Below are 24,693 nucleotides of genomic sequence, written 5' to 3'. Positions count from 1 at the left end.
TGTCGCGTGAAGAAAGCGCTGGTCATTATTCCCAATCTTCTCATAATAGGATTCGTACTTATTTTCATCGTTCTATATGCGAATACCAGAGTAGAAGAGAGCAATCAAAACGTCATAGATGAATATGAGAAGATGACTGTCACAGTTAATCTGATCATCACGAACTATCTTGAAGATGAGCAGCATCTGTGCGACATTTGGTCAAATTATGTCAACCGGTCAGCGGAGGCAGGTACTCCCATGACTCCCGAGGAGGCAATTTCTTTTATCAGAAAGGCCAAGGTATTTCCTGAGATTTCCGGTCATCTGATTTTCATGGATGATCCGGAGCGGTCCGGTATTTCAACTGCGGAAAATCCGTCAGGGTCCGGTGATTATGCGGTTTCTTACAAGAATATATCTATATTCGACAATCTCGACAGTGCGAGCAACGTCAATGGCGTGGTTAATCTCACAAGGTCTTATACCAATCCTCAGAACGGAATACAGTCCATTGCTTTCATGAATTATGTGCAGGTTCTGGATCCGGACACAGAGGAATTAAAGACCGGTCTTTTGATGAGGGTGGTCCCTTTAAGCCATCTTGAGCAGAAGCTGGTTTTTTTGAAGGGAGAGTATGATAGCGTTGAGATAAGCCTTATTGATAAGGACGGTAACTATATTTTCCATGGAAAATCCCTGAAAAACAGCAATTTCTTTGAATATTTCAAGTCCTACAATAACGTGCCCATTGAGGATTTTCAGCGCATAAAACAGGAGGTAATCGGCGAGGTCGGCTCAATAACAATGAAAAACTCAAAGGGCGAGGATTGTATGATATCCCATACCCCTCTGGAGGCTTTGAAGGTGTGGTATCTGCTAGCATACATTCCCAAAAAAGACCTTGCGGTAAGCCGCGTAGTTGACTGGATTTTGCTTGGTACGGTTTCTGTAGCCCTAATTATTTTGCTGGTCTACAATTTCCTGATACTAATGAATTATAACCATAAGCTGTCGGAAGCAGCGGAGCAGGCCAATCAGGCCAATGCTGCCAAGTCATACTTCCTTTCCACCATGTCACATGACATTCGTACTCCCATGAACGCCATCCTGGGACTCAACGAAATGGTGCTAAGGGACAGTAAGGATGAAAATATCATTAGTTATTCTGAGAGTATAAGGACCGCAGGAAATACTCTTTTGGGAATCATAAACGACATTTTGGACTTCTCGAAGATAGAAGCCGGCAAAATGGACATAATAAATGTGGATTACAGCTTTGTATCCCTTTTGAACGACCTTGTAAACATGGTTCAGAAGAAAGCAGCTGACAAGGGTCTTGCTTTTAAGCTTGATATTGACAGAGAAATTCCCACTATCCTTAACGGCGATGAGATAAGGATTAAGCAGGTCATTACCAATGTCCTTTCCAATGCGGTTAAATACACAAAAGAAGGCTCCATAACCCTTACTGTGGGCTATGAAAAGCCATTGTACAAGAACGATTCTATCATCCTGAAGGTAAAGGTTGCCGATACTGGAATTGGCATAAAACCTGAGGATATGGACCGCCTGTTTAAGGCATTTGAGCGAATCGAGGAAAAAAGAAACCGCAATATCGAAGGCACAGGTCTTGGCATGACCATAGCACAGAGCTTCCTTGCCATGATGGGAAGTCAGCTTCAGGTTGAAAGTAAGTACGGCGAGGGCTCAGTTTTTTCCTTTAATCTGGAACAGAAGGTAGTTAAATGGGATCCCATCGGTAATTTTGAGGAAGCCTTCAAGCGCTCCATCAATGAAAGACGGGGCTATCAGCAGAAGTTCACGGCTCCTGATGCGGCAGTTCTGGTGGTTGATGATACACTGGTTAACCTTAAGGTATTTGCCAATCTTTTGAGCCGCACAAAAATGCATATCGATACTGCAGAGAGCGGAGATGAAGCCATTTCACTGTACAAAGAAAGACATTATGATGTTATTTTCCTGGATCACATGATGCCTAAAAAGGACGGTATCGAGACCCTGGCAGAAATGCATGGTATCGCTGATTCACCAAATGCCGATACGCCTATTATCTGTCTTACGGCAAATGCTATTTCGGGCATGCGTGAGATGTACATAAAGGCTGGCTTTGATGACTATATGACTAAGCCCATCAATCCGGAGAGTCTTGAAAACCTGTTACTTGAGTACATTCCAAAAGAAAAGATTGAAGCTCCGGATGAAGGAAATGACGAAGATAAAACCGTAATTCCGAAGTTTATTTATAATATTCCGGAACTGAATGTCAACTCCGGCATAAGCCATTGCGGATCCAAGCATTCATATATGTCGACCCTTAAGCTGTATAATGATGCTGCGGCTAAGAATGCTGAGGAACTTGAGAAATTATGGAATGATGGAGATCTGAAGAATCTGACCATCCGTGTTCATTCGCTAAAGAGTACATCGCGAATGATCGGAGCACTTTCTCTTGGAGATCATGCAGCAGCGCTGGAAAAAGCAGGAGATGCGAAGGATACAGAGAAGCTGGAGAAGGAATTGCCGGTTCTTTTGGAAGAATACAGAAAGCTGACATCTTCGCTTAAGACCCTTAATGACAAGAATGAGAACAGTTCCAAGGAGGATACGAGGCCGATTATAACTGATGAATCACTAAAGGAAGCATATACTACACTTTCAGAATTCTGCGCATCATACGATTTTGACTCTGTGGCGCAGGTGGTGAAGAAGCTTGGTACCTACAGAATGCCTGAAAGTGAAGCTGCAAAATATGATGAGCTGGTAAAAGCAGTTGATAACTATGATTATGATCTTATTCCGGGAATACTAGATGGGGGGAAGCAGTAAATGGCAACCAGGATAATGATAATTAGCCGTGGCGCAGGTTTTATGATTTATGCACTTGAATCCAATCTTATGGAAAGTGGCTTCGAAACCGTCCACGCAGAACCTTTGGTTAAGAGTATAGAGATGGTAAAAGAGGATGTTGATATCGTCTTATTACTTGCGGATGAATACATATATGAATCCGCGGATGCCCTTGTTTATCTCAAGGATCTGTGCGAGGACAAGGAGCTTCCTGTCTGTCTTATAGGCTATGAAATTGAGGTGGAAGAGGTCAAGCGCTACATTCCGGAAAAATTCATAATTAAGGAGTTTACCCGCCCCTTTGATGCCAAAAATGTCTCGGAGGAGCTCAAGGATGTTTCCCAAATTGCCGAGGAGAAAAAGCTTGGGAAGCACATTCTTCTCGTTGATGACGATCCTACATCTCTTAGAATGTTTCAGGGGTGGCTTTCTGAAAAATACAGGGTAACCGCGGTAAAATCAGGAATGCAGGCCATCACTTACATTGCACATCACTTGCCGGATCTGATACTGCTTGATTATGATATGCCCATTACTCCCGGTCCCCAGGTAATGGAGATGATACGTAGCGAAGTCAGTGCTGCACAGATTCCGATAATATTCCTTACGGGAAAATCCGACAGGGAGAGCATAATGAAGGTCATGAAGTTAAAACCCCAGGGCTACCTTCTTAAGACCATGTCCAGAAAAGACATAATCGCATCTATTGATGATTTTTTCGAGAACAGAAAATGGAATAACAAGCTGTAATACTGATCTAAACTGATTTGAGGGTGGAGGATCATGGATGAACGAACGTGTAGTAGTTGTCGATGATGACACTGTGATTTTAAAAAATTCAGATGCTATCTTATCCAAATGCGGGTACAGAGTGACCTGTCTAAAGAGCGGAAAGCTTCTCCTTGGATATCTTGAAGCCAATGATGCGGACATAATTTTGATGGATATCCGTATGCCCGAGATGGATGGATATGAGACCATGAAGCTCCTCAGAGAATGGGAAAAGAAGACCGGAGCTGAGGAAATACCTGTGGTTTTCATGACAGCCAATGATGATGATGTATCTGAGACAACGGGATTATCCCTTGGAGCGATGGATTACATCAGGAAGCCTTTTCATGCTGAGGTTCTAAGGCTTCGTGTTACTCATCTATTAGAGCTTATAGCCTTCCAAAAGGATCTCCACGGTCAGGTTGTGCTTAAGACAAGGCAGCTGGAGAGCATGTCCCTTCATATCGTTGAGACTCTGGCGGATGCCATAGATGCCAAGGATAATTACACAAACGGCCATTCAAGAAGGGTTGCAGCATATTCCAAAGAAATCGCCAGTAGATGCGGGTTTTCATCGGATCGTCAGGAAGAGATATACATGATAGGCCTGCTCCATGATGTAGGTAAGATCGGAGTGCCGGATTCTGTGATAAATAAGCCCGGAAGGCTCAACGATGAAGAGTTTGATAAGGTAAAAAATCACCCTGTTATGGGTGCCAAGATACTGAGTAATATCGCCGAGATGCCTAACCTCATAAAGGGCGCCAGGTGGCATCACGAGAGGTACGACGGAACAGGCTACCCCGACGGCTTAAAGGGTGAGGATATACCTGAAGAAGCAAGAATTATAGCCGTTGCGGATGCTTATGATGCCATGACCAGCCGCAGAAGCTATCGAAACATAATTCCTCAGGACCACGTGATAAGTGAGATAAAAAATGGAATGGGAACTCAGTTCGATGAGAGATTTGCCCGTATCATGCTTGATATGATCGCAGAGGATACAGAATATACAATGCATGAGTGAATTAGAAATTATGGCAGTTCAAAGGCCCGGATTTTCCGGGCCTTTTTTATTCAATAGGAAATTCCTTTGGATTTCCTATTGAATAAAAAGCGCTCCGCTAAGGATGCGACTGGTGCGCAGATGAATTTTGCAAGCTAAAGCTTGCGCGCACCAGCGCGCAAAGAGTCGCGAGCGACTCTTTGATCTGCTGCTTTAATCCATTTTCCTTTGAAGTAATAGATTACGAAAATCACTGTGCTGACAGACCAGGTCAGAGGATAAGCCCAGAAAATCACGTTAACTACCGGGATAAGTCTGACAATTATGGTTATGTAGGTTATTCTGAGAAGACACCAGCTGGACAGCATGACAATCATAGGAACTGTGGTTTTTCCGGCACCCCTGTATATTCCCGCGAGGCAATGGCTAAGTGCCAACAGGAAGAAGAAAAGACTCTCTGTTCTTGCCTGGGTAGTACCGATTGCAAGTACGGCAGGCTCACTTGAGAAGATCCTTAGGAAAAGCGGCGCGAAGGCAAAAATGGCCACGCCTATAAGCTCTGCGCATCCAACACCGATAGCGCAGCCAATAACTGAACCTTTTCTGACTCTTTTGATCTCACCTGCGCCAAGATTCTGACTGACGAATGTGGTCAAAGCCATGCAGATGCAGGTTATCGGCAAAAAGACAAAGCCTTCAAGCTTGGAATAGCTGCCGCAGCCTGCCATAGCTGCTGAGCCGAAGGCGTTGATATTTGACTGTACAACCACATTTCCTATTGCGATTACGCTATTCTGTATTCCTGTCGGAATTCCTATTTTCAGCTCTTTCCACAGAAGATTCATATCCATCTTAAGCTTACTTAGGAAAATTCTATGAGGTCCGTCGACTTTAAGCAGTTTGGCGAAGGCCAGAATGGCACTGACAAATTGTGCGATTATGGTGGCAAGCGCTGCACCTGCGATTCCAAGGCCAAAGTATTTAACAAATGCAATATCAAGAATAGTGTTTACTACGGTGCTGACAACAAGGTAATACAGAGGCCTTTTGGAATCTCCCACGGCCTGAAATACTCCGCAGCAGGCACTATACAGAATATTGCCAAGGCCTCCGAGGAAGTATATTTTGAAGTACAACACAGAATTATCCATTACATCGGACGGTGTTCCCATCCACCTAAGAAGGATAGGCGTGAAGAAATAGCCCCACACAGTCATCACAATTCCCATGAGAATCGCAAATGTAATTCCCGTATGGGTTGCTTTTGAAACCTCTTTATAGTCCTTAGCGCCGTAACTTTTGCCTATAATAACGCTGTTACCCATGAACAAGCCGTTTATAAAGCCCACCATTAAAAAGATAAGGCTTCCCGTGGTGCTGACAGCTGCCAGAGCCTCCTTACCCAGGACATTTCCCACAACAACGGAGTCGACAATACTGTATAACTGTTGAAGAAGCTGCCCGAGAAACAGCGGAACAGCGAACATTATTAAATTCTTGGTAATAGAACCTTTAGTCATGAAAAATTAACCATCCTTAACTGCGTCCGATTTAGGGACACAGTATTTCTTTCTATCACTTTTTTCTATTTTGTGCAATCTTTTTACGGAAAATAGCGGATATTTGTTGACACGAAGCCGTCAGGCAATTATGCTAACAAAAAACTATTTTAAGAAAGTGATATGGGGAATATAAATATGACTAATATTTTGGCAATCGGTAACAGTTTTTCAAGGGATGCCACGGCATACCTGCATGATATTTGTGAAAACATGGGGCTTTCAGTACATGTGGTGAATCTTTATATCGGTGGATGTTCCTTGGAGCGCCATTGGAGCAACATCGAGAGGGATGAGAAGGCATATCAGTACCAGGAAAATGGGATCTGCACTGACAGATATGTGAGCATTTCAGAAATCCTGCGCAGCAGGCCCTGGGACTACATTGTAACCCAGCAGTCCAGCCATGACAGCGGATGGCTTGATACCTATGAGCCGTTCGCAGGACTTATTTTTGATTATATTAAAAAAGAAGTTCCCGGCGCCAAAATCTGCATGCAGCAGACCTGGGCATACGAGATTGACAGTGATCATGGCTGCTTTATCAGATATAACCGCGATCAGCAGGAAATGTACAACCGTTCCAGGGCCAATTATCATGCCATAGCTGATAAATACGGCATTCAGCTGATTCCTTGCGGAGATGTGATCCAGAATATCAGAAAACATCCTGAGTTTGACGTATCAAAGGGCGGAAAATCAATCTGCAGAGACGGCTTCCACATGCATTATCTCTATGGAAGATATGCTCTTGCTTGCACCTGGGCGAAAAATCTTCTGGGTGCACCTGTTAGCGACTGCACCTATGTGCCGAAGTGCTTCGATACTGACGAAGCAGTGGATATGGGACTCCTTGCTATTGTGAAGGGTGAGATAATCTAGTCACTTACTTTCGGGGTTGCTGAATATGTATATACCAGAGCTAAAGGTTTCTATAATAGATTTTGAGACAAATGCCGGATTTATCTGTAATTATTGCAGCAAGGAAAAATCTGAGAATAAGACACGTCCGTTTTTTGATAAAACCATAAAGCTGTATCCTGAACTGGTCAGTGTTCAGGATATAGCTGACAGCGCGGAGAGAGAAGCGTTTATCAGGGAGGTTGTAGTATCGATAAAATTTTATTTTCGCCCGGGAGGCTGCAATTAAGCGGCTTCCCGGGCTTTTTATGTGCGCGATTTTTTTAGGCAGAAATCTTTCATGTGAAAAAATTTACGAAAAACAGTTGACAATGAATGCGAAGTGTATTATTGTACTATACAGCTAATACAATAATACATGAAAGGAGCAAATGCCATGCCATGGAATCTTGACTCGGATCGCCCGATCTTTATACAGATTGTGGAGCATCTTCAATATGATATTGTTTCAGGCTATTATCAGCCGGGGCAGAGACTGCCCAGTGTTCGCGATCTTGCTGCAGAAGCGGCGGTGAATCCCAACACGATGCAGAGGGCACTCAGCGAACTTGAGAGAGATGGATATATGCATTCAGAACGTACCAGTGGTCGATTTATTACGGAGGATAAAGGCATGATTGATGAACTGAAAAAGCAGCTGGCAACAGCGCAGATTGAAGTTTTTCTGGAGACCATGAAGAGACTTGGACTCAGTAACGATGAGATTCAGGTACTTGTTAAAGAAAGCATGAAGGAGTAACAGTATGAGCAAATTAGTTGATATTAAGGGGTTAACCAAGAACTATGAATCCATTACTGCTCTGTACAATGTAAATCTTGAGCTGGAAAGCGGTCATATCGTGGGACTTCTTGGACCTAACGGAAGCGGTAAGACTACACTTATCAAGATACTGTGCGGACTTTTACAGCCCACATCAGGACTTGTACAGGTAGATGGACACAACATCGGCGTAGAGACCAAAAGCGTAGTATCATATCTGCCGGATCAGACTTATCTTGACGGCAACATGACAATTCGCGACATTTTCGCGCTGTTTGTGGATTTTTACAGAGATTTTGATATAAATCGTGCATATAATATGCTGAATGTTTTAAGGATAAATCCTGACGCCAAGTTGAAGACACTGTCGAAGGGTAATAAGGAGAAGGTTCAGCTGATTCTGGTAATGAGCCGCCGCGCTAAGCTCTATGTGCTGGATGAGCCCATTGCAGGTGTAGATCCCGCAGCCAGAGATTTTATCCTGAACACTATTATTTCCAACTATGATCCCAGCGCAACGATTCTGATCTCCACACATCTTATTTCAGATGTCGAGAGCATACTTGATGATGTTATTTTCCTGCAGTATGGACAGATCGCATTACATGCTTCTGTTGATGAGATCCGAAGCAGAGAAGGTAAGTCGGTAGATGCATTGTTTAGGGAGGTATACAGATGTTAGGAAAACTTATAAAACACGAATTTAAGGCTACCTGGAAATACTTTGTAGCCATAGATGCCATCGCTATTGTGGTGGGTTTTATTGCAGCCATCGTGGGATTCGGGGTTGCCGGTAATATAGACGATCTTCCGGCTACCATGATAATTCTTCTTTCACTTGGACTTGCGGGATATGTATTTGCTTTGGTGTCTGCGGCAGTCCTTACTACAGTTTTGAATGTAGTGCGCTATTATCGCAGCCTTTACACAGCAGAGGGTTATCTGACATTTACCCTTCCGGCTACTACCACTGAGATATTGTCTGCCAAGATGCTGGTAGCTATAATCTGGCAGTTTATCATGGCCCTTAGCCTTTTCATAAGCATTTCCCTGTTGGTTGGAAGCTTCCTTTTGTATGGCAGCATTCATGATCTATTTGATATTCAGGAGTTCCTGGATGGGGTCGTGTACAGTTTCATGGAAATGCTTGGAATTATAGGCTTCTGGGGTACACTTCGCTATCTCTTCAACGTTCTGATGACGATAGTATTTAACATGTTGATATTCTTCTTTGCTATCAGCATTGGACAGCTGTGGCAGAAGCATAAGATTCTTGGTTCCATTATCGCATTTTTCACTACACGCTTCGTAATGGGAATATTCGGATTCGCAGTAAATATGATGTCCGGAGCTTTCAGTATGTTATATGACAGCGCTACGGATCCCGGTAAATACTTCTCACATACTACGATAGTAAGCCTGTTTATCAGTGTTGTGGCATCTGTGATAATGTACGTTGCCAGCATCTGGATCACCGACAAAAAGCTGAATCTTGACTAATTGCATTTATTCCCGAAATCCACGCTTGATGCGGATTTCATGAGAACAGGAATAAAACTACATACATAACAAGATTTGCAAGGTTGATAACAATCCTTTCAATTGGAAAAAAAGTGCCAAAGACTTAGTATATTTGCAGAAGACAAACTCACTACGAGATTTGATATTTTCAGATATACAAAGTTGGAGGTACTTTTTTTATGGAAATGACACTTAGATGGTACGGAAAAGAGTTCGATACCGTAACTCTTGAGCAGATTCGTCAGATTCCCGGCGTTAAGGGCGTTATCACTACTTTATATGACACTAAGCCCGGTGAAGTATGGTCAAGAGAACGCATTAAGGCCATGAAGGACGAGGTAGAGGCTGCAGGCCTTAAGGTTGCAGGTATCGAGAGCGTTAATGTTCACGAGGACATCAAGCTTGGCAAGTCCTCAAGGGGCCAGCTTATTGATAACTACATCGAGACACTTAAGAACCTTGGTGAAGAAGACATTCACATGGTTTGCTACAATTTCATGCCTGTATTTGACTGGACAAGAACAGAGCTTGCAAGAAAAAGAGCAGATGGTTCAACAGTTCTTGCATACACTCAGGAGGCTGTAGATGCTCTGGTTCCCGAGGAGATGTTTAACTCAATCTCATCAGATACCAACGGAAGCATCATGCCCGGCTGGGAGCCCGACAGACTTGCTCACGTTAAGGAGCTTTTCGAGGAATATAAGGATATTACAGATGAGGATCTTTTCGAGAATCTTAAGTATTTCCTTGAGAGAATCATGCCTGTTTGCGATAAATACGACATCAACATGGCTATTCATCCCGATGATCCCGCATGGCCCGTTTTCGGACTTCCCAGAATCATCATCAACAAGGAAAACATCCATCGCATGATGAAGATGGTTGATAATCCGCACAATGGCGTTACATTCTGCTCAGGTTCCTACGGCACAAACCTTGAGAATGACCTTCCTGACATGATCAGAAGCCTCAAGGGACGCATTCATTTTGCACATGTAAGAAATCTTAAGTTCAACTCACCTACGGATTTCGAGGAAGCTGCTCATCTTTCATCAGATGGAAGCTTTGATATGTACGAGATTGTTAAGGCTCTTTACGATATCGGCTTTACAGGCCCCATCAGACCTGACCACGGCCGCATGATCTGGGGCGAAAAGGCAATGCCCGGCTACGGTCTCTACGACAGAGCGCTTGGTGCTACATACATCAACGGTCTCTGGGAAGCAATCGAGAAAAGTCACGAGAGAGGTGTTTGAAGATGTTAAAGCTCACAAATGAAGGAATTAAAGATAAAAAAGCATGGGAAGAGAAGGGCTACAAGCTCCCTTCCTATGACAGAGAAAAAATGATAGAGAATACCAGGAAAAATCCCACCTGGATTCACTTTGGTGCCGGCAATATTTTTAGGGCTTTTCAGGCAAATGTATGCGAAAAGCTTCTTGATGAAGGCGTTATAGACACAGGACTTATCGTGGCTGAGGGCTACGACTACGAGATCATTGAAAAATACAACAGACCTTCTGATGATCTCAGCATTCTTGCTACTCTTAAGGCAGACGGAACTGTTGAGAAGAAGGTAATCGGTTCTATTGCAGAGTCCTGCATCCTTGATGAGGAAAATGAGAAGGAAATCGAGCGACTTCGTGAGATTTTCAGAGCTCCTTCCCTTCAGATCGTAAGCTTTACCATCACTGAGAAGGGCTATAAGACAAGAGCTTACATGGATAAGGTTGTAGGCCTTCTCCTTGAGAGATACAAGGCAGGAAAGCTCCCTGTTTCCGTTGTAAGTATGGATAATTGCTCACACAACGGCGATAAGCTTAAGGAGGCTGTTCTTGAGATAGCAGGAGAGTGGGCAGCTGCAGGAAAATGCGATGCTGATTTCTCCGCATATCTTCAGGATGCTTCTCTTGTGGCATTTCCCCTTACAATGATCGACAAGATCACACCCCGTCCGGATGATACAGTTAAGGAGATGCTTAAGGCTGACGGCCTTGAAAACGCAGAGCCCATCGTTACTTCCAAGCACACCTACGTTGCTCCTTTTGTAAATGCTGAGGAGACCGAGTACCTTGTTATCGAGGACAAATTCCCCAACGGCAGAGCGGCTTATGAGAAGGGCGGATTTATTTTCACAGACAGAGAGACTGTTGATAAAACTGAGAGAATGAAGGTTTGCACATGCCTTAATCCTCTTCACACAGCCCTTGCTATTTTCGGCTGCATGCTTGGTTATAAGACAATTCATGATGAAATGGACGACGCAGACCTTAAGAAGCTGGTTACAACCCTTGGAAAAGACGAGGGAATGAAAGTTGTGGTTGATCCTAAGGTGCTTTCACCTCAGGAATTCCTGGATGCAGTCCTCACAAAGAGACTTCCCAATCCTTTCATGCCTGATACACCACAGAGAATTGCCTGCGACACTTCACAGAAGCTACCTATCCGCTTTGGCGAGACAATAAAGGCCTACAGGAAGGATTCTTTCCTTAATACAGCAGACCTTAAGGTGGTTGCCCTGGTTATAGCAGGTTATCTCAGATATCTTGAGGGAATCGATGATGAAGGCAATGCCTTCGAGCAGAGTCCTGATCCGCTTCTTGATGAGCTTAAGGCGCTTTCTCCCGAGGAAGTACTTAAGAGAGAAGATGTATTTGGCGTAAATCTGTACGAAGATGGCCTTGCTGAGAGAGCATTTGAGCTCTATAAGCAGATGCAGGGTGTAGGAAATATCAGAAAAACAATTAAGAGTATTGTTTGAACCCCGGTTGGCGGATATCGCTGAGATAAGGGACTTAAACAATTGCAGGGGCTGCCGCGCTTATTGATTGGTGTGGCAGCCTTTTCTTGTGCCTTGCTATCGGGGTATAAGATGGGGGTCAGAGAATGAAGAAGATGGGGGCTGAGAATAAATATGGGGTTCAGAGGCCCAACGCGGCGGAATGGCCTTGAAAACTGGTGAAATCGCCGCGCAGCTTCATTACATCGTTCAAAGAAAAACGAAAATCCGATAGCCACCGCGGCGAAATTGTCCTAAAAATAGCGGATATCGCCGTGATGCTCCTAGCATCGTTCAAAATAAAATGAAAATCCGATAACTCGCGCGGCGAAACAGACTTGAAAACAACTGAAATCGCCGCGGAGCGCCCTTCAGAGCCTGAAAAAGTCAAACCTTCGCGTAAGGACTTAACAAGGGATCTCGCCCAGATGATTCAATCATCTAAAGCGACATCCCTTGTTTAATTAGTTTCTTGATTTACTACCTAATAAATGATAAATTTTAGGTAGTAAATACAGGGAGATGAATATGAGGAAATTTGATTATTCTTTTTTGAAGAAAGAGATTCCAGGGAATATAGTTGGAACAGTAAGTATAATATCTGACCTTAATGCAAGGAATCAGATTAGAAAGCTTCAGTATGAAAAGGCATTTGATGAGCTCAGAAAAAAGGCAATTATAGAGTCTGTAAAAGGTAGTAATGAGATAGAAGGCATTGTGACTACTGAAGAAAGGATAAGGGATCTGGTTGCGGGGGCTGCACCTATTACCCATGATGAGAAGGAAATCTCTGGATATAAGGACGCACTGAACCTCATACACACAGAGCATGAAAACCTTGATGTGTCTAGGGATGTGATTCTCATGTTTCACAGGATGATGGAAGAGTCTGTAAATCCGACTGAAGCAGGTACTTTTAAATCCAGGGATAACCTGATCATGGAGTATCTGCCAGATGGGAGCAGACGTATAAGGTTTACGCCAGTGAAGGCCGGTGAGACAGAGACAGCAATAGAGCAGCTTCTTTTGGCATACTATGATGCAAGACAGGACATGGAGATACCTGTATTGTTTCTGATTCCATGTTTTATTGTGGATTTTTTGTGCATCCATCCATTCCTTGATGGCAATGGCAGAGTGTCAAGGCTTCTGACAGTACTTATGCTGTACATTGCAGGATACGATATAGGGAAATACATCTCTGTCGAGAATCAGATAAATAAGTATAAAGACAGTTATTATGCAGCTCTTGAACAGTCATCTACAGGATGGCATGAAAACAAGAATGATTATATGAGCTTTATTGTGAATTTCCTGCAGATACTGTACAGGTGCTTTAAGGATCTTGATGAGTCTTTTATGGATATTTCACTCAAAAAAGCAAAGAAGTCTGAGCGTATAGAGGCTGTTCTGATGGGGGCAATAGCTCCTGTTTCAAAGGCAGACATTAAGGAAAAGCTTCCTGATGTAAGTGTGAAGACAATAGAGCTGGTCCTTAGTAAGATGCTTAAAGATGAAAAGATTGAAAAGATAGGTACTTACAGGGATGCCAGATATATGAAGAAAAGGTAGTGTGCAGCGCCTGATGCGCCTAAAACTAAGAGTGTAAAAATGGGAATAATTGATGGGCTTAGCAGGAAAATTGAATATAACAAAGCTATCTGTAATGAAATCTGTGATAAAGCGGATGTTTTTATAAACTCAGCAGATAGGGTATTATCAGGGAATGAGAATTTCCTGGATACAGATTTTATTAATTTGGTCAAAGCGGATCAGGAAGACATTTTATCCCGGATAAAAGAAATCCCATTTGCTTTTCGTGTTTCAAATCCAAAGGTAACTTCCAGGAAGAAGGTGATAGAACAGTTCATGGTGAACCTGGACGAAAGGATAGCTGCGCACAATGATGTAGTTGCTACCAGTCTCATCAGTAAGGCACGTGGCCTTATTGGCGATGTTGAAGGTAGGACGTTGGATGATCAGCAGATGAAGTGCATAGTAAAACCAATGGCTAACCATCTTGTTATTGCCGGTGCCGGAACGGGAAAAACGACTACGATTGTAGGAAAGATAAAGTATCTTTTAAAGAGCGGAGAATGTAAGCCTGAAGATATTCTTGTCCTGTCTTTTACCAATGCATCAGCTATAGAAATGAGAGAAAGAATAAACAAAGAAACAGGAGCAAAAATCGAAGCGTCCACATTCCATAGGTTAGTATAAAACCATGCCTGAATGGTATGCACTGTAATATAAAAGGTCGGCGGTCATTGACCGCCGACCTAAATTATTACGTAATTGAATCAGAAATTAAGATGTTCTCATCTTGAATGCAGAGAACTTTCCGCCGGCCTTCTTAATCTTTTTAACCAGCTTGTTGTACTTTGACTTGCCGGTAGATCTAAGAAGGAACATTGTACCATTATCTGCGGACTTAAATGCGTTCTTGCCAACCTTGTTGATCTTATTGCCAAGAGTTTCAACATAAACGAGCTTGGTCTTACCGGAGAAGGCCTCTGCGCCTATCTCTTTAACATAACAACCGATTGTTACGGATTCCAGCTTCTTGCACTTCTTGAAAGCATTTTTCTCGATTTTGGTTACATTGTATACTTTTCCGTCGATTGTAACTGTTGAAGGGATTACAGCGTTCTTAATGTTTGTCTTGGTGCATTTTACAAGTGTAACGGTGTTTGTACCTGTAACCTTGTACTTATAGTTCTTTGTGTCTTTTGGAATGTCATTTAATGTAACGCTGTAGTTTACTGTGGTCTCATCAAGATCTGTGCTCTTTTTATAAACAAGAGTAATGGTCAAAGCTCTGCTTGTGCCCTTGCCGTTCTTGGTGAGAGTGAAGTATGGTGTGCTCTTTGACCACTCGGTCCATGTAAATGCACTGTTATCGTCAGGAGCGATTGTAGCTGACTTAAGTATGCCGCTAAGGTTCTTAAGCTCGTTGTTGTACTTAAATACAGGAACGATATTTACAGTCTGCTCATCCTGAGTCAGTGTTGTACGAGTAACGGTATTATCTGAGTTAAGGACTGCAACGCCCAGATTTGCCGCATTGCCCAGCTGGCCGAGGTTATATTTCTTAAGCTTACTTCTTGTGCTTTTTGCTGTACCGGAAGAACTATTGAATTCCTGACAATAGTCGACTCTGGTTAAGCCATCGCTCTTCATTTCCTTTGAAGAGATATTGAATCTTGAGTTTACGAAGTTGACCTTTGTTTTGTCGCAGTTTACAAGGTCGGTCTCATATCTGTTGCTTCCGATTTTTACCTGATTCCAGCATTTTGTTGCATTAAACAGAATGTTGTTGTCGATATCGAGCTCGTCAAGCAGAAGAGAGAAGGCTGCAGCATAGCCCTGTGAGGATGCTTTGTGCCATACAAGTGCACCGTAAGCTGTGTTTCTAAGGTCGTAGCTGTCGATTTTGATGTTGTTGTAAGTAACGTTGTTAAGTATGTAGGTTGCTATTTTTACTTCATTATCAAAATCAGAATCGTCCTCATCAAAGTTCTTCTTGATTCTCTTGATGGCGTTTTTCAGTCTCTTGCGCTGATAGGAGTACTCATCCTCATCAGTTCTCTGAAGATACGCAAAGCAGCTATACTGGCCGGATTTGTTCTTCACATACAGGAACTTGATCTGAGCCATAGCGCCGTCAAGCTCTAAAGGATTAGAGTAGATGTAGGCGCGTCTAGCATATTTAAGATCCGCATCAGAGTATTTTTTCTTGGACTCTGCGCCAGAGTACATAGTAAAGAAATTGGAAGTGCCGTAATCCTTCATGTTGGAAGCGGTGATCTCTGAGCCAAAGCCCATGATCTTAGAATCCAGATATACATACGCATCATAGATTTTCTGCTCGTTTTCATTGAGCTTGCTTCTGACATTGTCAGTTGCGGCAGCTGCCGTGATAGAATTTGTGCCAATGGCCGCTACGGGCAGGATGGTCACAAACAATACGATCGCGAGAATGAAGGTACTTATTCTGCGAAAGGTGTTACATAACTTCTTCATGTCTAACCTCCATTTTTTCTAATAATTGTATCTATATTTTACTATTTGCTTCGGGAAATTTCTATCGGGATTTCGATAAAAAAGAAGATTTTCCAGATTAATGAAAGGGATAAAAAAGAAGGGCGCAGACAGCAAAAAGGCGACATCCCATATGGAATGCCGCCTTCATATAGCTGAATATTATGCTTTATGCTTTTGAACCCTTTTCATTTTTGGCAATGATAGGAAGAATAACGCCAAGACCTGTGAGAACAAGAGGAGTTATTACGTTAAGTGCAAAAGTGAAAGGATCTGTATCATACATACCAAGTATGCAGCTTGCTGCTGTTACAAGGAAGCACCAACCACCGAAGAACAGAGCAAGGCCCTGGTTTTTCACAAAACGATACTCGGGCTGGAACTTCTCGCCTGCCTTACGAAGAGCCATGTAAGCAAAGAATACCCACAGGTAACGAAGAGGCATGCATACAGAGTTGAGCTTGGTGAGCTGCTTAAGAACTGCTGCAGCACCGGGTACGAATGACTGGATGAGGATGATTGAACCGGATAATATAGCAACCATCTTAATTCCGTTAATGTAAGCACCGGATTCGTTCTTTTTAAGAAGACCAGAAGGGATGTAAGCTCTTGCGTCCTCGTTGTCGAGAAGCATACGAAGAGGTGCATCGATACTGATAACAAGTGTTGAAAGCTGACCGATCATGTTACATACAGCGTAGATGATCAGAAGGCTGTCACCGATGTGGTAGTAGTTACCGAGCTTCTGGAATGCCCAGTAGCTTCCGTTTGAGTTGTAAGAGTTGAAGCTCTCTGTTGAAGCGTTGATCTCTGCGGGATCAAACATCATACCCATAGCGATTGTGCCAAGGAAAGCGCAGACTACAACCATGATAGCAAGTGTTATCATTGATTTGGGGAAGCCTTTGCTAGGGTTCTCAACCTTATTTACATAAGGAGAGATCTTCTCACATCCACCAACTGCGAATACAAGGATGGACAGAGATGTGAAGTACTTAACATCAAACTGAGGGATGAGGTTCTTCATGCTGAAGTCCATTGATACGAAGCCGCCCTGAGGGTTGATTGCAGGTGCAGCGAACATCATGATGATGTAGAGAATGGACATTACAAACATACTTGTTCCTGCAAGTGTAGCCAGTTTCTTAAGGGGATTAAGACCCTTTGAAGCAACCCAGCAGAAGAAGAGCAGGATAGCAAGAGTAACAAGCTGTACTGCAAGTGTAGGGAATGTGTCGTAGGTCTCACCATTCCTGAAAACAGCCCAACTAAGAGCCTTAAGGCCACCTGATGACTTAGAAGCGATGTAAGTGATGTGGCAAGCCCAGTAAGTCCAACCTGCGTAATAAGCAAGCTTGGGACCGGTTGTGCTGCGAATCCATGAGCTTACACCGCCGCCTGATGTCTTGAAGGCTGAACCAAGTTCACCAACCATCAGTGCGTAGGGCACAAAATAAAGTGCGAACATGAGTATCCAGCTGAAAATAACCTGAATACCATTGAAATAGACGAAACCATTGAGTACATTACCGAATCCCCAAACGGTTGAGAATGCCATGAATGCCAAAGTGGTCCATTTCATGCGTTTTGAATCCATTTTTTAATACCTCCTAAATACTAATTCTTCAATTCCTTCCAAAAATAGATTCGTTTTTGGGACAACTTATCTATATTACACCCTAAATTTCCAAATATCAAATGGTTGAAAATTGTAATCATTGTGTATATAATTTAGATAAATATAAAATAGTTCAGCATAATATAAAATTGAATATTGGTGATTTTAACAGGTAACAATGAAAAACAGTGATTGACTTATGGAACTGTAAAGTGTGATTAACTTATGAAACCGGTGATTTTTCGTGATTAACTTATGAGCTGAACTATAGAGTGAATATGAAAATTAAATATGGAGCAGATTTATGGATAAAGAAAAAGAACTTAAATATAACGAGCCGTGGATTCTGCAGCGCGCCGATCCCTACGTGGTAAAAGCGCCGGATGGATCTTACTATTTTACGGCATCCGTTCCTGAATATGACAGGATCGTTCTTAGACATTCAGATACAGTGGCAGGCCTTGCTGACGCAGAGGAGCATGTAATCTGGAGAAAGCATGACACCGGAGTTATGGGCGACCACATCTGGGCACCAGAGCTGCATTATGTGATGGGTAAGTGGTACATCTATTTTGCAGGGGGCGAAGCAGAGGATAAGTGGAAGATCCGTCCTTATGTTATCGAGTGTCAGGGCGAAGACCCCATAGCAGACAGCTGGATTGAAAAGGGCAAAATGAAGTGCTCAGAGGATGATGAATTCTCATTTAGAGCATTTTCCCTGGATGCCACAGTTTTTGAGAACAATGGAAAATGGTACTACATCTGGGCTGAGAAGGTTGGCGTAGGTAAGCAGATTTCCAACCTTTATATAGCAGAGATGAAGAGCCCTTATGAACTGAAAACAGTACAGGTACTTCTCACAACTCCCGATTATGACTGGGAAAGAGTTGGTTTTTGGGTAAATGAGGGACCTGCAATCCTTAAGAGAAACGGCAAGATTTTCATGACATATTCAGCAAGTGAGACAGGAATCGCCTATTGCGTTGGAATGCTCACAGCTGATGAGAATGCAGATCTTCTTGATCCTAGATCCTGGAGCAAGGAGAGATATCCCGTGCTTGCCAGTGACGCAGAGGCTGTGGTTTACGGCCCCGGACACAACTCTTTTACTGTAGATGAGAATGGTCAGGACATCATGGTCTATCATGCAAGAACTGAGACAGAGATTGTAGGAGATCCGCTTTACAACCCCAATCGTCACGCAATGCTCATGAAGATTCAGTATGACGACAGAGGATATCCTGTTTTCAAGTGCAGATGAGGATGATCGGTAATGGTAAATAAAAATAAAATAAAAAGGGCTTTTATGACGGCTGCCTGTATTGGAACAGCTATCGGCTTATATGGAATGGCTTCCGGATGTTCATCTGCCGAAACCGGAGAGAAGGTTTCCGGCATTGATGATGCAGAAGGAACAGGCAATGAGGCAGATAGCATGAAAAATTCAGGCGCAGAAGATGCCCAATCCGAAGAACTCGCAGAACAGGAGGAATCCATGGGAGCAGATGAACTTAGCGCAGATGAGATAAAAAAGGGCGTTTATAAAAATGCTGTTTGTTGCCATGATCCGCAGGTAATCCTGGCTGATGGCACCTACTACATGACAGGAAGCCATCAGGTACTGGCAAAATCCGATGATCTCAAGGACTGGAGCTATATCGGAAATGGCAACAACGTATTTGACAACCTGTTTTCAGGAAGTCTCCCCGCTTTTGATTTTGTAGGTAAAAACGAGGAGGGCGGCTATTCTGTGTGGGCTGCCAACACTTTTTACAATGAGACCATGCAGAAGTACGTGATGTATTTTTGTACCACTTCTTCTTATATTAAGTCGAATCTGTGTATGGCTGTGGCGGATGAGCCCGGCGGAAAGTATTCATATACAGATACTATCCTGTATTCCGGATTTACCGGTTCGCATGTGGATGAGACGGATATTAAAGATGTACTGGGGCAGGATGCGGATTTGTCAGAATATCTTAAATACGGCGGATATGACAATGAAAAGTGGCCCAACTGCATAGATCCTGCTGTTTTCACTGATGAAGATGGCAAAATGTGGATGGTATACGGATCCTGGTCCGGCGGAATTTTCCTGCTTGAGCTTGATCCGGCAACAGGAAAGCCTATTCATCCTATCGAAGAGGCTAAGGCAGGCACAGAGGATGCACCGGATCCCTACTACGGTTACAGGCTGGTTGGCGGCGGACATCATGCTATAGAAGGTCCCTATCTGACCTATTCCAAAGAGACAGGTTATTACTATCTATTCCTGTCATACGGCGGGCTTACCAGTGACGGCGGTTATCAGATAAGGCAGTTTAGAAGCGAAAATCCCACAGGCCCTTACGTGGATGCGGCAGGCAACAGACTTGGCGATGAAGAAGACTACATGAATTATGGTCTTAAAATGATGGGAAATTATACGCTTCCAAGCCTTTCCGTGACATACATGGCTCCCGGTGGACAGTCGATTTTCCAGGATGAAGCGGGAGATTACTACATCGTATATCATCAGAGATTCGATGATGGCCAGGAATTTCATGAGCCCAGAGTCCACAAGCTTCTCATGACAGAGGATGGTTGGTTTACGGCAGCACCTTTTGAGTACACGGGAGATGAGAGTATCACTTCAATAAGTGGAAGTGGTGAGGTTTCTGAAGTATCCGGTGCTGACGGGGCTGAAGGCGTAGGCGCGACTTCTCTTGAGGGTACTTTTTATGTGTTAAATCACGGCCTTGCTGTGAATAATATAGTAAATAAGCCTGTAAAATGCAGCTTCAGTGGCGGAAAAATCACATCAGCTGAGGGCGAAGAGAGCCTTAGCGGCAGCTATGAGCTTAAGGAAGGTACATCATTCGTTACGCTCACAATTGATGGTCAGAATTATGATGGCTGCGCATTTTCCATGACAGATGAAGCAGGCAACAAAACCCTGTGTATTTCAGCCAAGGGCAGCAATAATGAGACGATCTGGGCTGTAAAGTACCTTAAATAACAGGTAAATAGGCACTGTTTTATATCGCTTTAACGCGATGGAGAACACAGAAAAAGCAATTTGTAAATACTATGCAGCAATAATTGATAACTTTTGTTTAATTACACAAAAAGTATTTTAAGTTTTTATTAAAATCGACAAAAATGTAAAATGCTTTACAAAAATCTAAAATAATTATTGACGATGTAAAATACCTTGGTTAAAATTGCTATATAAGTTAATCACTTTGACAACTTTTTTAGGAGGATTTGACATGAAAAAGAAATTTATGGGTATGGCAATGGCAACAGTCATGGGTATCAGTACCCTGACAGGTTGTGCTACAACAACTGTTGAAGAAGCCGGCGAAGCTGAAGCTCCTGCTGAAGAAGCAGCAACAGAAGATGCAGGTGAGGCTACAGAAGAAACAGCAGAAGCTACCGAAGAGACAGCTGATGCAGCAGAGACAACAGATGGTTCTTCAACAGATTCACTTACAGGTAACGGTGACAAAGAGCTTCATGTATTCCTTTACATGCAGGAGCATGAGAAGAAGATCTACGAGGATCTCGTAAAAGAATTCGTAGATGAGCACAAGGATGAGATCAAAGAGGTTGTTTTCGAAGTAACTACTCAGGATGAGTACAACCAGAAGATGATCGCAAACATGACGGCAAACGATATGCCTGATGTATTCTATGTAGGACCTGCAGCAGTTCGCTCTTATGTAGATAACGGATATGTTCTTCCTCTTGACGATTATGTAGATGCTGATACAATCGGCAGCGTTTGGGGAACAACACAGGAGATTTACAGATACGACGGAAAGAACATCGGATCAGGTTCGCTCTATGCACTTCCTAAGGATCTTTCCTGCTTCGCATTTGCTTACAACCAGGATCTTTTCGATGCAGCAGGCCTTGATTATCCCGATCCTGAGAAGCCTTATACATACGACGAGTTCGTTGAGGTTTGTAAGGCTCTTACAATCGATAAGGATGGCGACGGCGAGATCGATCAGTGGGGCGTTGCTAACGCTGATCAGTGGGGCATGACTCCTTTCCTTTATTCCAATGGTGTTAAGTTCCTTAACGATGATATGACAAAGGTTAACGTAGCAAACAACGAGCAGCTCAAGGAAGCTCTTACATTCTACACAGACCTTACAAAGAACGGTCTTACACCTTCAGTTGAGCAGGATACAGCTCTTGGCGGATATCAGAGATGGCTTGATGGTCAGGTTGCTTTCTATGCATGTGGTACATGGGACGTTGCAGCATTCATGGATGAAGCTACATTCCCTTACAAGTGGAACCTCTGCGGATGGCCTGTAGGACCTTCTGGTGACGGAAGATCACACACATGGATGGGTTCAGTTGGTTACTGTGTATCTGCAACATCTGAGAATCCTGATCTTGCAGCAGCACTTATCACTAAGCTTTCAACAGATGAAAATGGACAGAAAGCTGTTTCAGGTATCTCCACAGGTGAGTCAATTCAGCTTCCTAACATCACAGATCTTGCATATGGCGAGTTCAAGGATGCTGTAAACAGTGGCAAAGTTCCTTATGCTTCAAATGTAGATGTTATCTTCGGATACTTTGATGGAAACGATCACTATGCAGCAGCTCTTCAGGAGTTTGACTACACCTACAACGCAGAGTGGTGGACACCTTTCTGGTCAGGTGTATTCAACATCAAGAACGGCGACATCTCTGTAGAAGATTTCTTACAGCAGGTAGAGCCTGAGATGCAGGAAGCTCTTGATGAGGCAATTGAGCTTCAGAACTCAGCTACAAACTAAGCTGCCAGGCGTTATAAAGTAATTATTAGCGGAGTCCTTTCGCAACGCGGAGGGACTCCATTTAATAGCAGGACTTCAATAGGAAGGAATTGAGTATGTCATCTAAAAAAGTAAAGACCCATATGTCTGCGATGGCAAAGAGAGAAGAAAGATGGGCATGGCTTTTCATAGCCGCTCCGTTTGTGGGATTCATGCTTTTCATGGCTTATCCCATTGTATTTGCTCTTATTGCCAGCACAAGCAAATGGACAGGTATTAACTCGTTATGGGGCAATATTGTCGGACTTAGGAACTACATCAAGATCATAAATGATGTAAAGTTCTGGAAGGCAATGGGTACCACAATTATTTATATGATAGGTATTCCGATAGGTATGATCCTTGGAATACTTGTAGCCATGGGACTTAACAGAAAAATCCCCGGTAAAAGATTACTTACAACCATGTACTATGTACCGGTTGTTTCATCCCTTGTTGCGGTTTCAATTCTGTGGGCATGGGTTTTCAACTATGACTACGGTTTACTTAACGGAATCTACAAGGCATTGACCGGATTGCACGGACCTAACTGGCTTGGCGACGAGGTTATGGTTAAAATATCACTTATTATTTTTATGGTCTGGAAGGGCCTTGGAGGTACAATAATCCTGTATTTGGCAGGTCTTCAGAACATTCCTCGCGACTACTACGAGGCAGCCATGATCGATGGTGCCGGAAGCTGGCAGAAGTTCAGAAATATCACGCTTCCTCTGCTTTCACCTGTTACATTCTATATCCTGATCACATCACTCATCGGTGGTTTCCAGGTATTCGTAGAGGTTCAGGTTATGACACCCTCCGGCGGACCAAACTACAGCGCAGCTACCGTTGTATTCTACCTGTATGAGAAGGCATTCACCAACGGACAGCTCGGCTACGGCAGTGCAGTAGCAGTTATTCTTGCGATTATCATATTCATTATCACGGCCATCAATTTCTGGGGTCAGGATAAATGGGTTAAGACTATAGATTAAGGAGGTATGGCACATGGAATTAGCGTTAAGCTCAAAAACAAGTCCAAATAAGAGTAAAAAAGCCAGTTCAAAAGATTACCAGACAGACCGTGTCATGTCCTCTAAGGAGAAAACTGTTAATATAATAATTTTTATACTGCTTTTCTTATTTGCGATAACAATGGTGTTCCCGCTTGTTTATATGGTGGCAACATCTTTTATGACCAAAAATCAGATACTTTCGGGTACATTAACACTTTTCCCGAACCCGATTCTTATTGGAAAATACAGCCAGGTATTGAGTAAGGGTCAGTTTATCAGCGGTATCATCAACACAGTTACCGTCGAGATCCCGGTTCTGCTCATCGGCGGATTCACTTCATCTCTTGCAGCCTTTGCTTTTGCAAAGATGAACTTTAGAGGTAAAAATGCGCTTTTCCTGGCGCTTCTTGCCACAATCATGATTCCCTTTGCGGTAGTTATGATCCCTCAGTACGTGCTTTTCACAAAGCTCGGCTGGACCGATTCACTGGCTCCGCTGATCATTCCGGGATGCTTCGGTAATGTAGGTATGATCTTTTTCCTTAGACAGAACCTGTACAGCATTCCGTCAGAGCTGATGGATGCAGCCAAAATCGACGGATGTAACTATTTTGGAATCTACTACAAGATTTTCCTGCCACTTATGAAGGGCGCCCTTGGAACTCAGCTGATGCTGTGGTTCATGGGAATCTGGAACGATTATCTTGCACCCACAATCTTCCTCAGAAGTGAGAAGCAGTGGACACTGCAGGTGGTTATCCGTTCCTTCAACCATTACTATGCGATTCAGAGTGACTACGCGCTGATCATGGCGGCTTCAGTTATAGCAATGCTGCCTACTCTGGTACTGTTCTTCCTGTTCCAGAGAGTCATCATCGAGTCTATTGCTATTAGTGGAATTAAATAAAAAATTGATAGTATAAATACGATAGGCCGTGCATCTTTCCGGATGCACGGCCTTTTTCTACGTTATAAAGGTAAATGTGCAAATACCTTTTTAGTTTTTTACAGTTGCTGTTTTGAATTACGTGGGTATCGTGAAAAACAATATT

General features: G+C 43.2%; 20 protein-coding genes. 17 read left to right on the top strand and 3 right to left on the bottom strand.

Features of this window, described 5'->3' with window-relative positions; genetic code table 11:
- Nucleotides 1-6: 6 nt before the first annotated feature.
- From G603_RS19785 to G603_RS0108835, 3 genes are read left to right on the top strand one after another with little or no spacing between them, the layout of a single operon-like run.
- Nucleotides 7-2,829 (top strand): response regulator, encoded by a 2,823-nt coding sequence (locus G603_RS19785; RefSeq protein ID WP_051207664.1) that lies wholly within the window; start codon nt 7-9, stop codon nt 2,827-2,829.
- Nucleotides 2,830-3,600: a response regulator gene (locus G603_RS0108840; RefSeq protein ID WP_026669999.1), complete on the top strand. Its 771-nt coding sequence runs from the start codon at nt 2,830-2,832 to the stop codon at nt 3,598-3,600. It begins immediately after the preceding gene.
- A gap of 37 nt (nt 3,601-3,637) precedes the next feature.
- A complete protein-coding gene (locus G603_RS0108835) occupies nt 3,638-4,648 on the top strand; it encodes an HD-GYP domain-containing protein (RefSeq protein ID WP_026669998.1) in 1,011 nt (336 codons plus the stop codon).
- Nucleotides 4,649-4,782: 134 nt separating this feature from the next.
- On the opposite strand, the gene G603_RS0108830 is transcribed toward G603_RS0108835, so the two are convergent.
- The gene (locus G603_RS0108830; RefSeq protein WP_026669997.1) at nt 4,783-6,147 is read right to left on the bottom strand and encodes an MATE family efflux transporter; all 1,365 of its coding nucleotides are present in this window, start codon (nt 6,145-6,147) and stop codon (nt 4,783-4,785) included.
- 177 nt (nt 6,148-6,324) lie between these two features.
- Between G603_RS0108830 and G603_RS19780 the strand changes: the two genes are divergently transcribed.
- The 9 genes from G603_RS19780 (at nt 6,325) to G603_RS0108785 (ending at nt 14,387) form a co-directional block, all read left to right on the top strand.
- A complete protein-coding gene (locus G603_RS19780; RefSeq protein WP_051207662.1) occupies nt 6,325-7,068 on the top strand; it encodes a DUF4886 domain-containing protein in 744 nt (247 codons plus the stop codon).
- Between the two features lie 25 nt (nt 7,069-7,093).
- Nucleotides 7,094-7,336, top strand: a complete 243-nt coding sequence (locus G603_RS0108820; RefSeq protein ID WP_026523978.1) for a hypothetical protein — start codon at nt 7,094-7,096, stop codon at nt 7,334-7,336.
- 147 nt (nt 7,337-7,483) lie between these two features.
- On the top strand, nt 7,484-7,846 hold the full coding sequence (locus G603_RS0108815) for a GntR family transcriptional regulator (RefSeq protein ID WP_026523979.1): 363 nt from the start codon (nt 7,484-7,486) through the stop codon (nt 7,844-7,846).
- Nucleotides 7,847-7,850: 4 nt separating this feature from the next.
- A complete protein-coding gene (locus G603_RS0108810; RefSeq protein ID WP_026523980.1) occupies nt 7,851-8,549 on the top strand; it encodes an ABC transporter ATP-binding protein in 699 nt (232 codons plus the stop codon).
- On the top strand, nt 8,543-9,367 hold the full coding sequence (locus tag G603_RS0108805; protein ID WP_026669996.1) for a hypothetical protein: 825 nt from the start codon (nt 8,543-8,545) through the stop codon (nt 9,365-9,367). The genes G603_RS0108810 and G603_RS0108805 overlap by 7 nt, the downstream gene beginning before the upstream one ends.
- Nucleotides 9,368-9,567: 200 nt before the next feature.
- Nucleotides 9,568-10,644 (top strand): mannonate dehydratase, encoded by a 1,077-nt coding sequence (gene uxuA, locus G603_RS0108800; RefSeq protein WP_026669995.1) that lies wholly within the window; start codon nt 9,568-9,570, stop codon nt 10,642-10,644.
- 2 nt (nt 10,645-10,646) lie between these two features.
- Nucleotides 10,647-12,149, top strand: a complete 1,503-nt coding sequence (locus G603_RS0108795) for a mannitol dehydrogenase family protein (protein WP_026669994.1) — start codon at nt 10,647-10,649, stop codon at nt 12,147-12,149.
- Nucleotides 12,150-12,695: 546 nt separating this feature from the next.
- Nucleotides 12,696-13,739 carry a Fic family protein gene (locus G603_RS0108790; protein ID WP_026669993.1) on the top strand — a complete coding sequence of 348 codons (1,044 nt, stop codon included), beginning with the start codon at nt 12,696-12,698 and terminating at the stop codon, nt 13,737-13,739.
- A 39-nt stretch (nt 13,740-13,778) separates the two neighbouring features.
- The gene (locus G603_RS0108785; protein ID WP_026669992.1) at nt 13,779-14,387 is read left to right on the top strand and encodes a UvrD-helicase domain-containing protein; all 609 of its coding nucleotides are present in this window, start codon (nt 13,779-13,781) and stop codon (nt 14,385-14,387) included.
- A gap of 87 nt (nt 14,388-14,474) precedes the next feature.
- Here the strand turns inward: G603_RS0108785 and G603_RS0108780 are convergent, their stop codons facing one another.
- Nucleotides 14,475-16,190 (bottom strand): leucine-rich repeat protein, encoded by a 1,716-nt coding sequence (locus G603_RS0108780; RefSeq protein ID WP_026669991.1) that lies wholly within the window; start codon nt 16,188-16,190, stop codon nt 14,475-14,477.
- Between the two features lie 187 nt (nt 16,191-16,377).
- Nucleotides 16,378-17,805, bottom strand: a complete 1,428-nt coding sequence (locus G603_RS0108775) for an APC family permease (protein ID WP_026669990.1) — start codon at nt 17,803-17,805, stop codon at nt 16,378-16,380.
- Between the two features lie 325 nt (nt 17,806-18,130).
- On the opposite strand from G603_RS0108775, the gene G603_RS0108770 reads away from it, so the two are divergent.
- From G603_RS0108770 to G603_RS0108750, 5 genes are all read left to right on the top strand, one after another.
- Nucleotides 18,131-19,087 carry a glycoside hydrolase family 43 protein gene (locus G603_RS0108770; RefSeq protein ID WP_026669989.1) on the top strand — a complete coding sequence of 319 codons (957 nt, stop codon included), beginning with the start codon at nt 18,131-18,133 and terminating at the stop codon, nt 19,085-19,087.
- Between the two features lie 12 nt (nt 19,088-19,099).
- Nucleotides 19,100-20,824 carry a glycoside hydrolase family 43 protein gene (locus G603_RS19775; protein WP_051207660.1) on the top strand — a complete coding sequence of 575 codons (1,725 nt, stop codon included), beginning with the start codon at nt 19,100-19,102 and terminating at the stop codon, nt 20,822-20,824.
- Nucleotides 20,825-21,077: 253 nt separating this feature from the next.
- Entirely contained in the window at nt 21,078-22,607 is a 1,530-nt protein-coding gene (locus G603_RS0108760) for an ABC transporter substrate-binding protein (protein ID WP_026669988.1), read from the top strand.
- Between the two features lie 95 nt (nt 22,608-22,702).
- Entirely contained in the window at nt 22,703-23,620 is a 918-nt protein-coding gene (locus G603_RS0108755) for a carbohydrate ABC transporter permease (RefSeq protein ID WP_026523988.1), read from the top strand.
- Between the two features lie 13 nt (nt 23,621-23,633).
- A complete protein-coding gene (locus G603_RS0108750) occupies nt 23,634-24,548 on the top strand; it encodes a carbohydrate ABC transporter permease (RefSeq protein ID WP_196808058.1) in 915 nt (304 codons plus the stop codon).
- The last annotated feature ends 145 nt before the right edge of the window (nt 24,549-24,693 follow it).

This window comes from Butyrivibrio sp. AE3006, from assembly GCF_000424165.1.
GTDB lineage: Bacteria > Bacillota > Clostridia > Lachnospirales > Lachnospiraceae > Butyrivibrio.
Note: the sequence above shows the minus strand (reverse complement) of the source record. Positions and strands in the feature narration are given on the sequence as shown.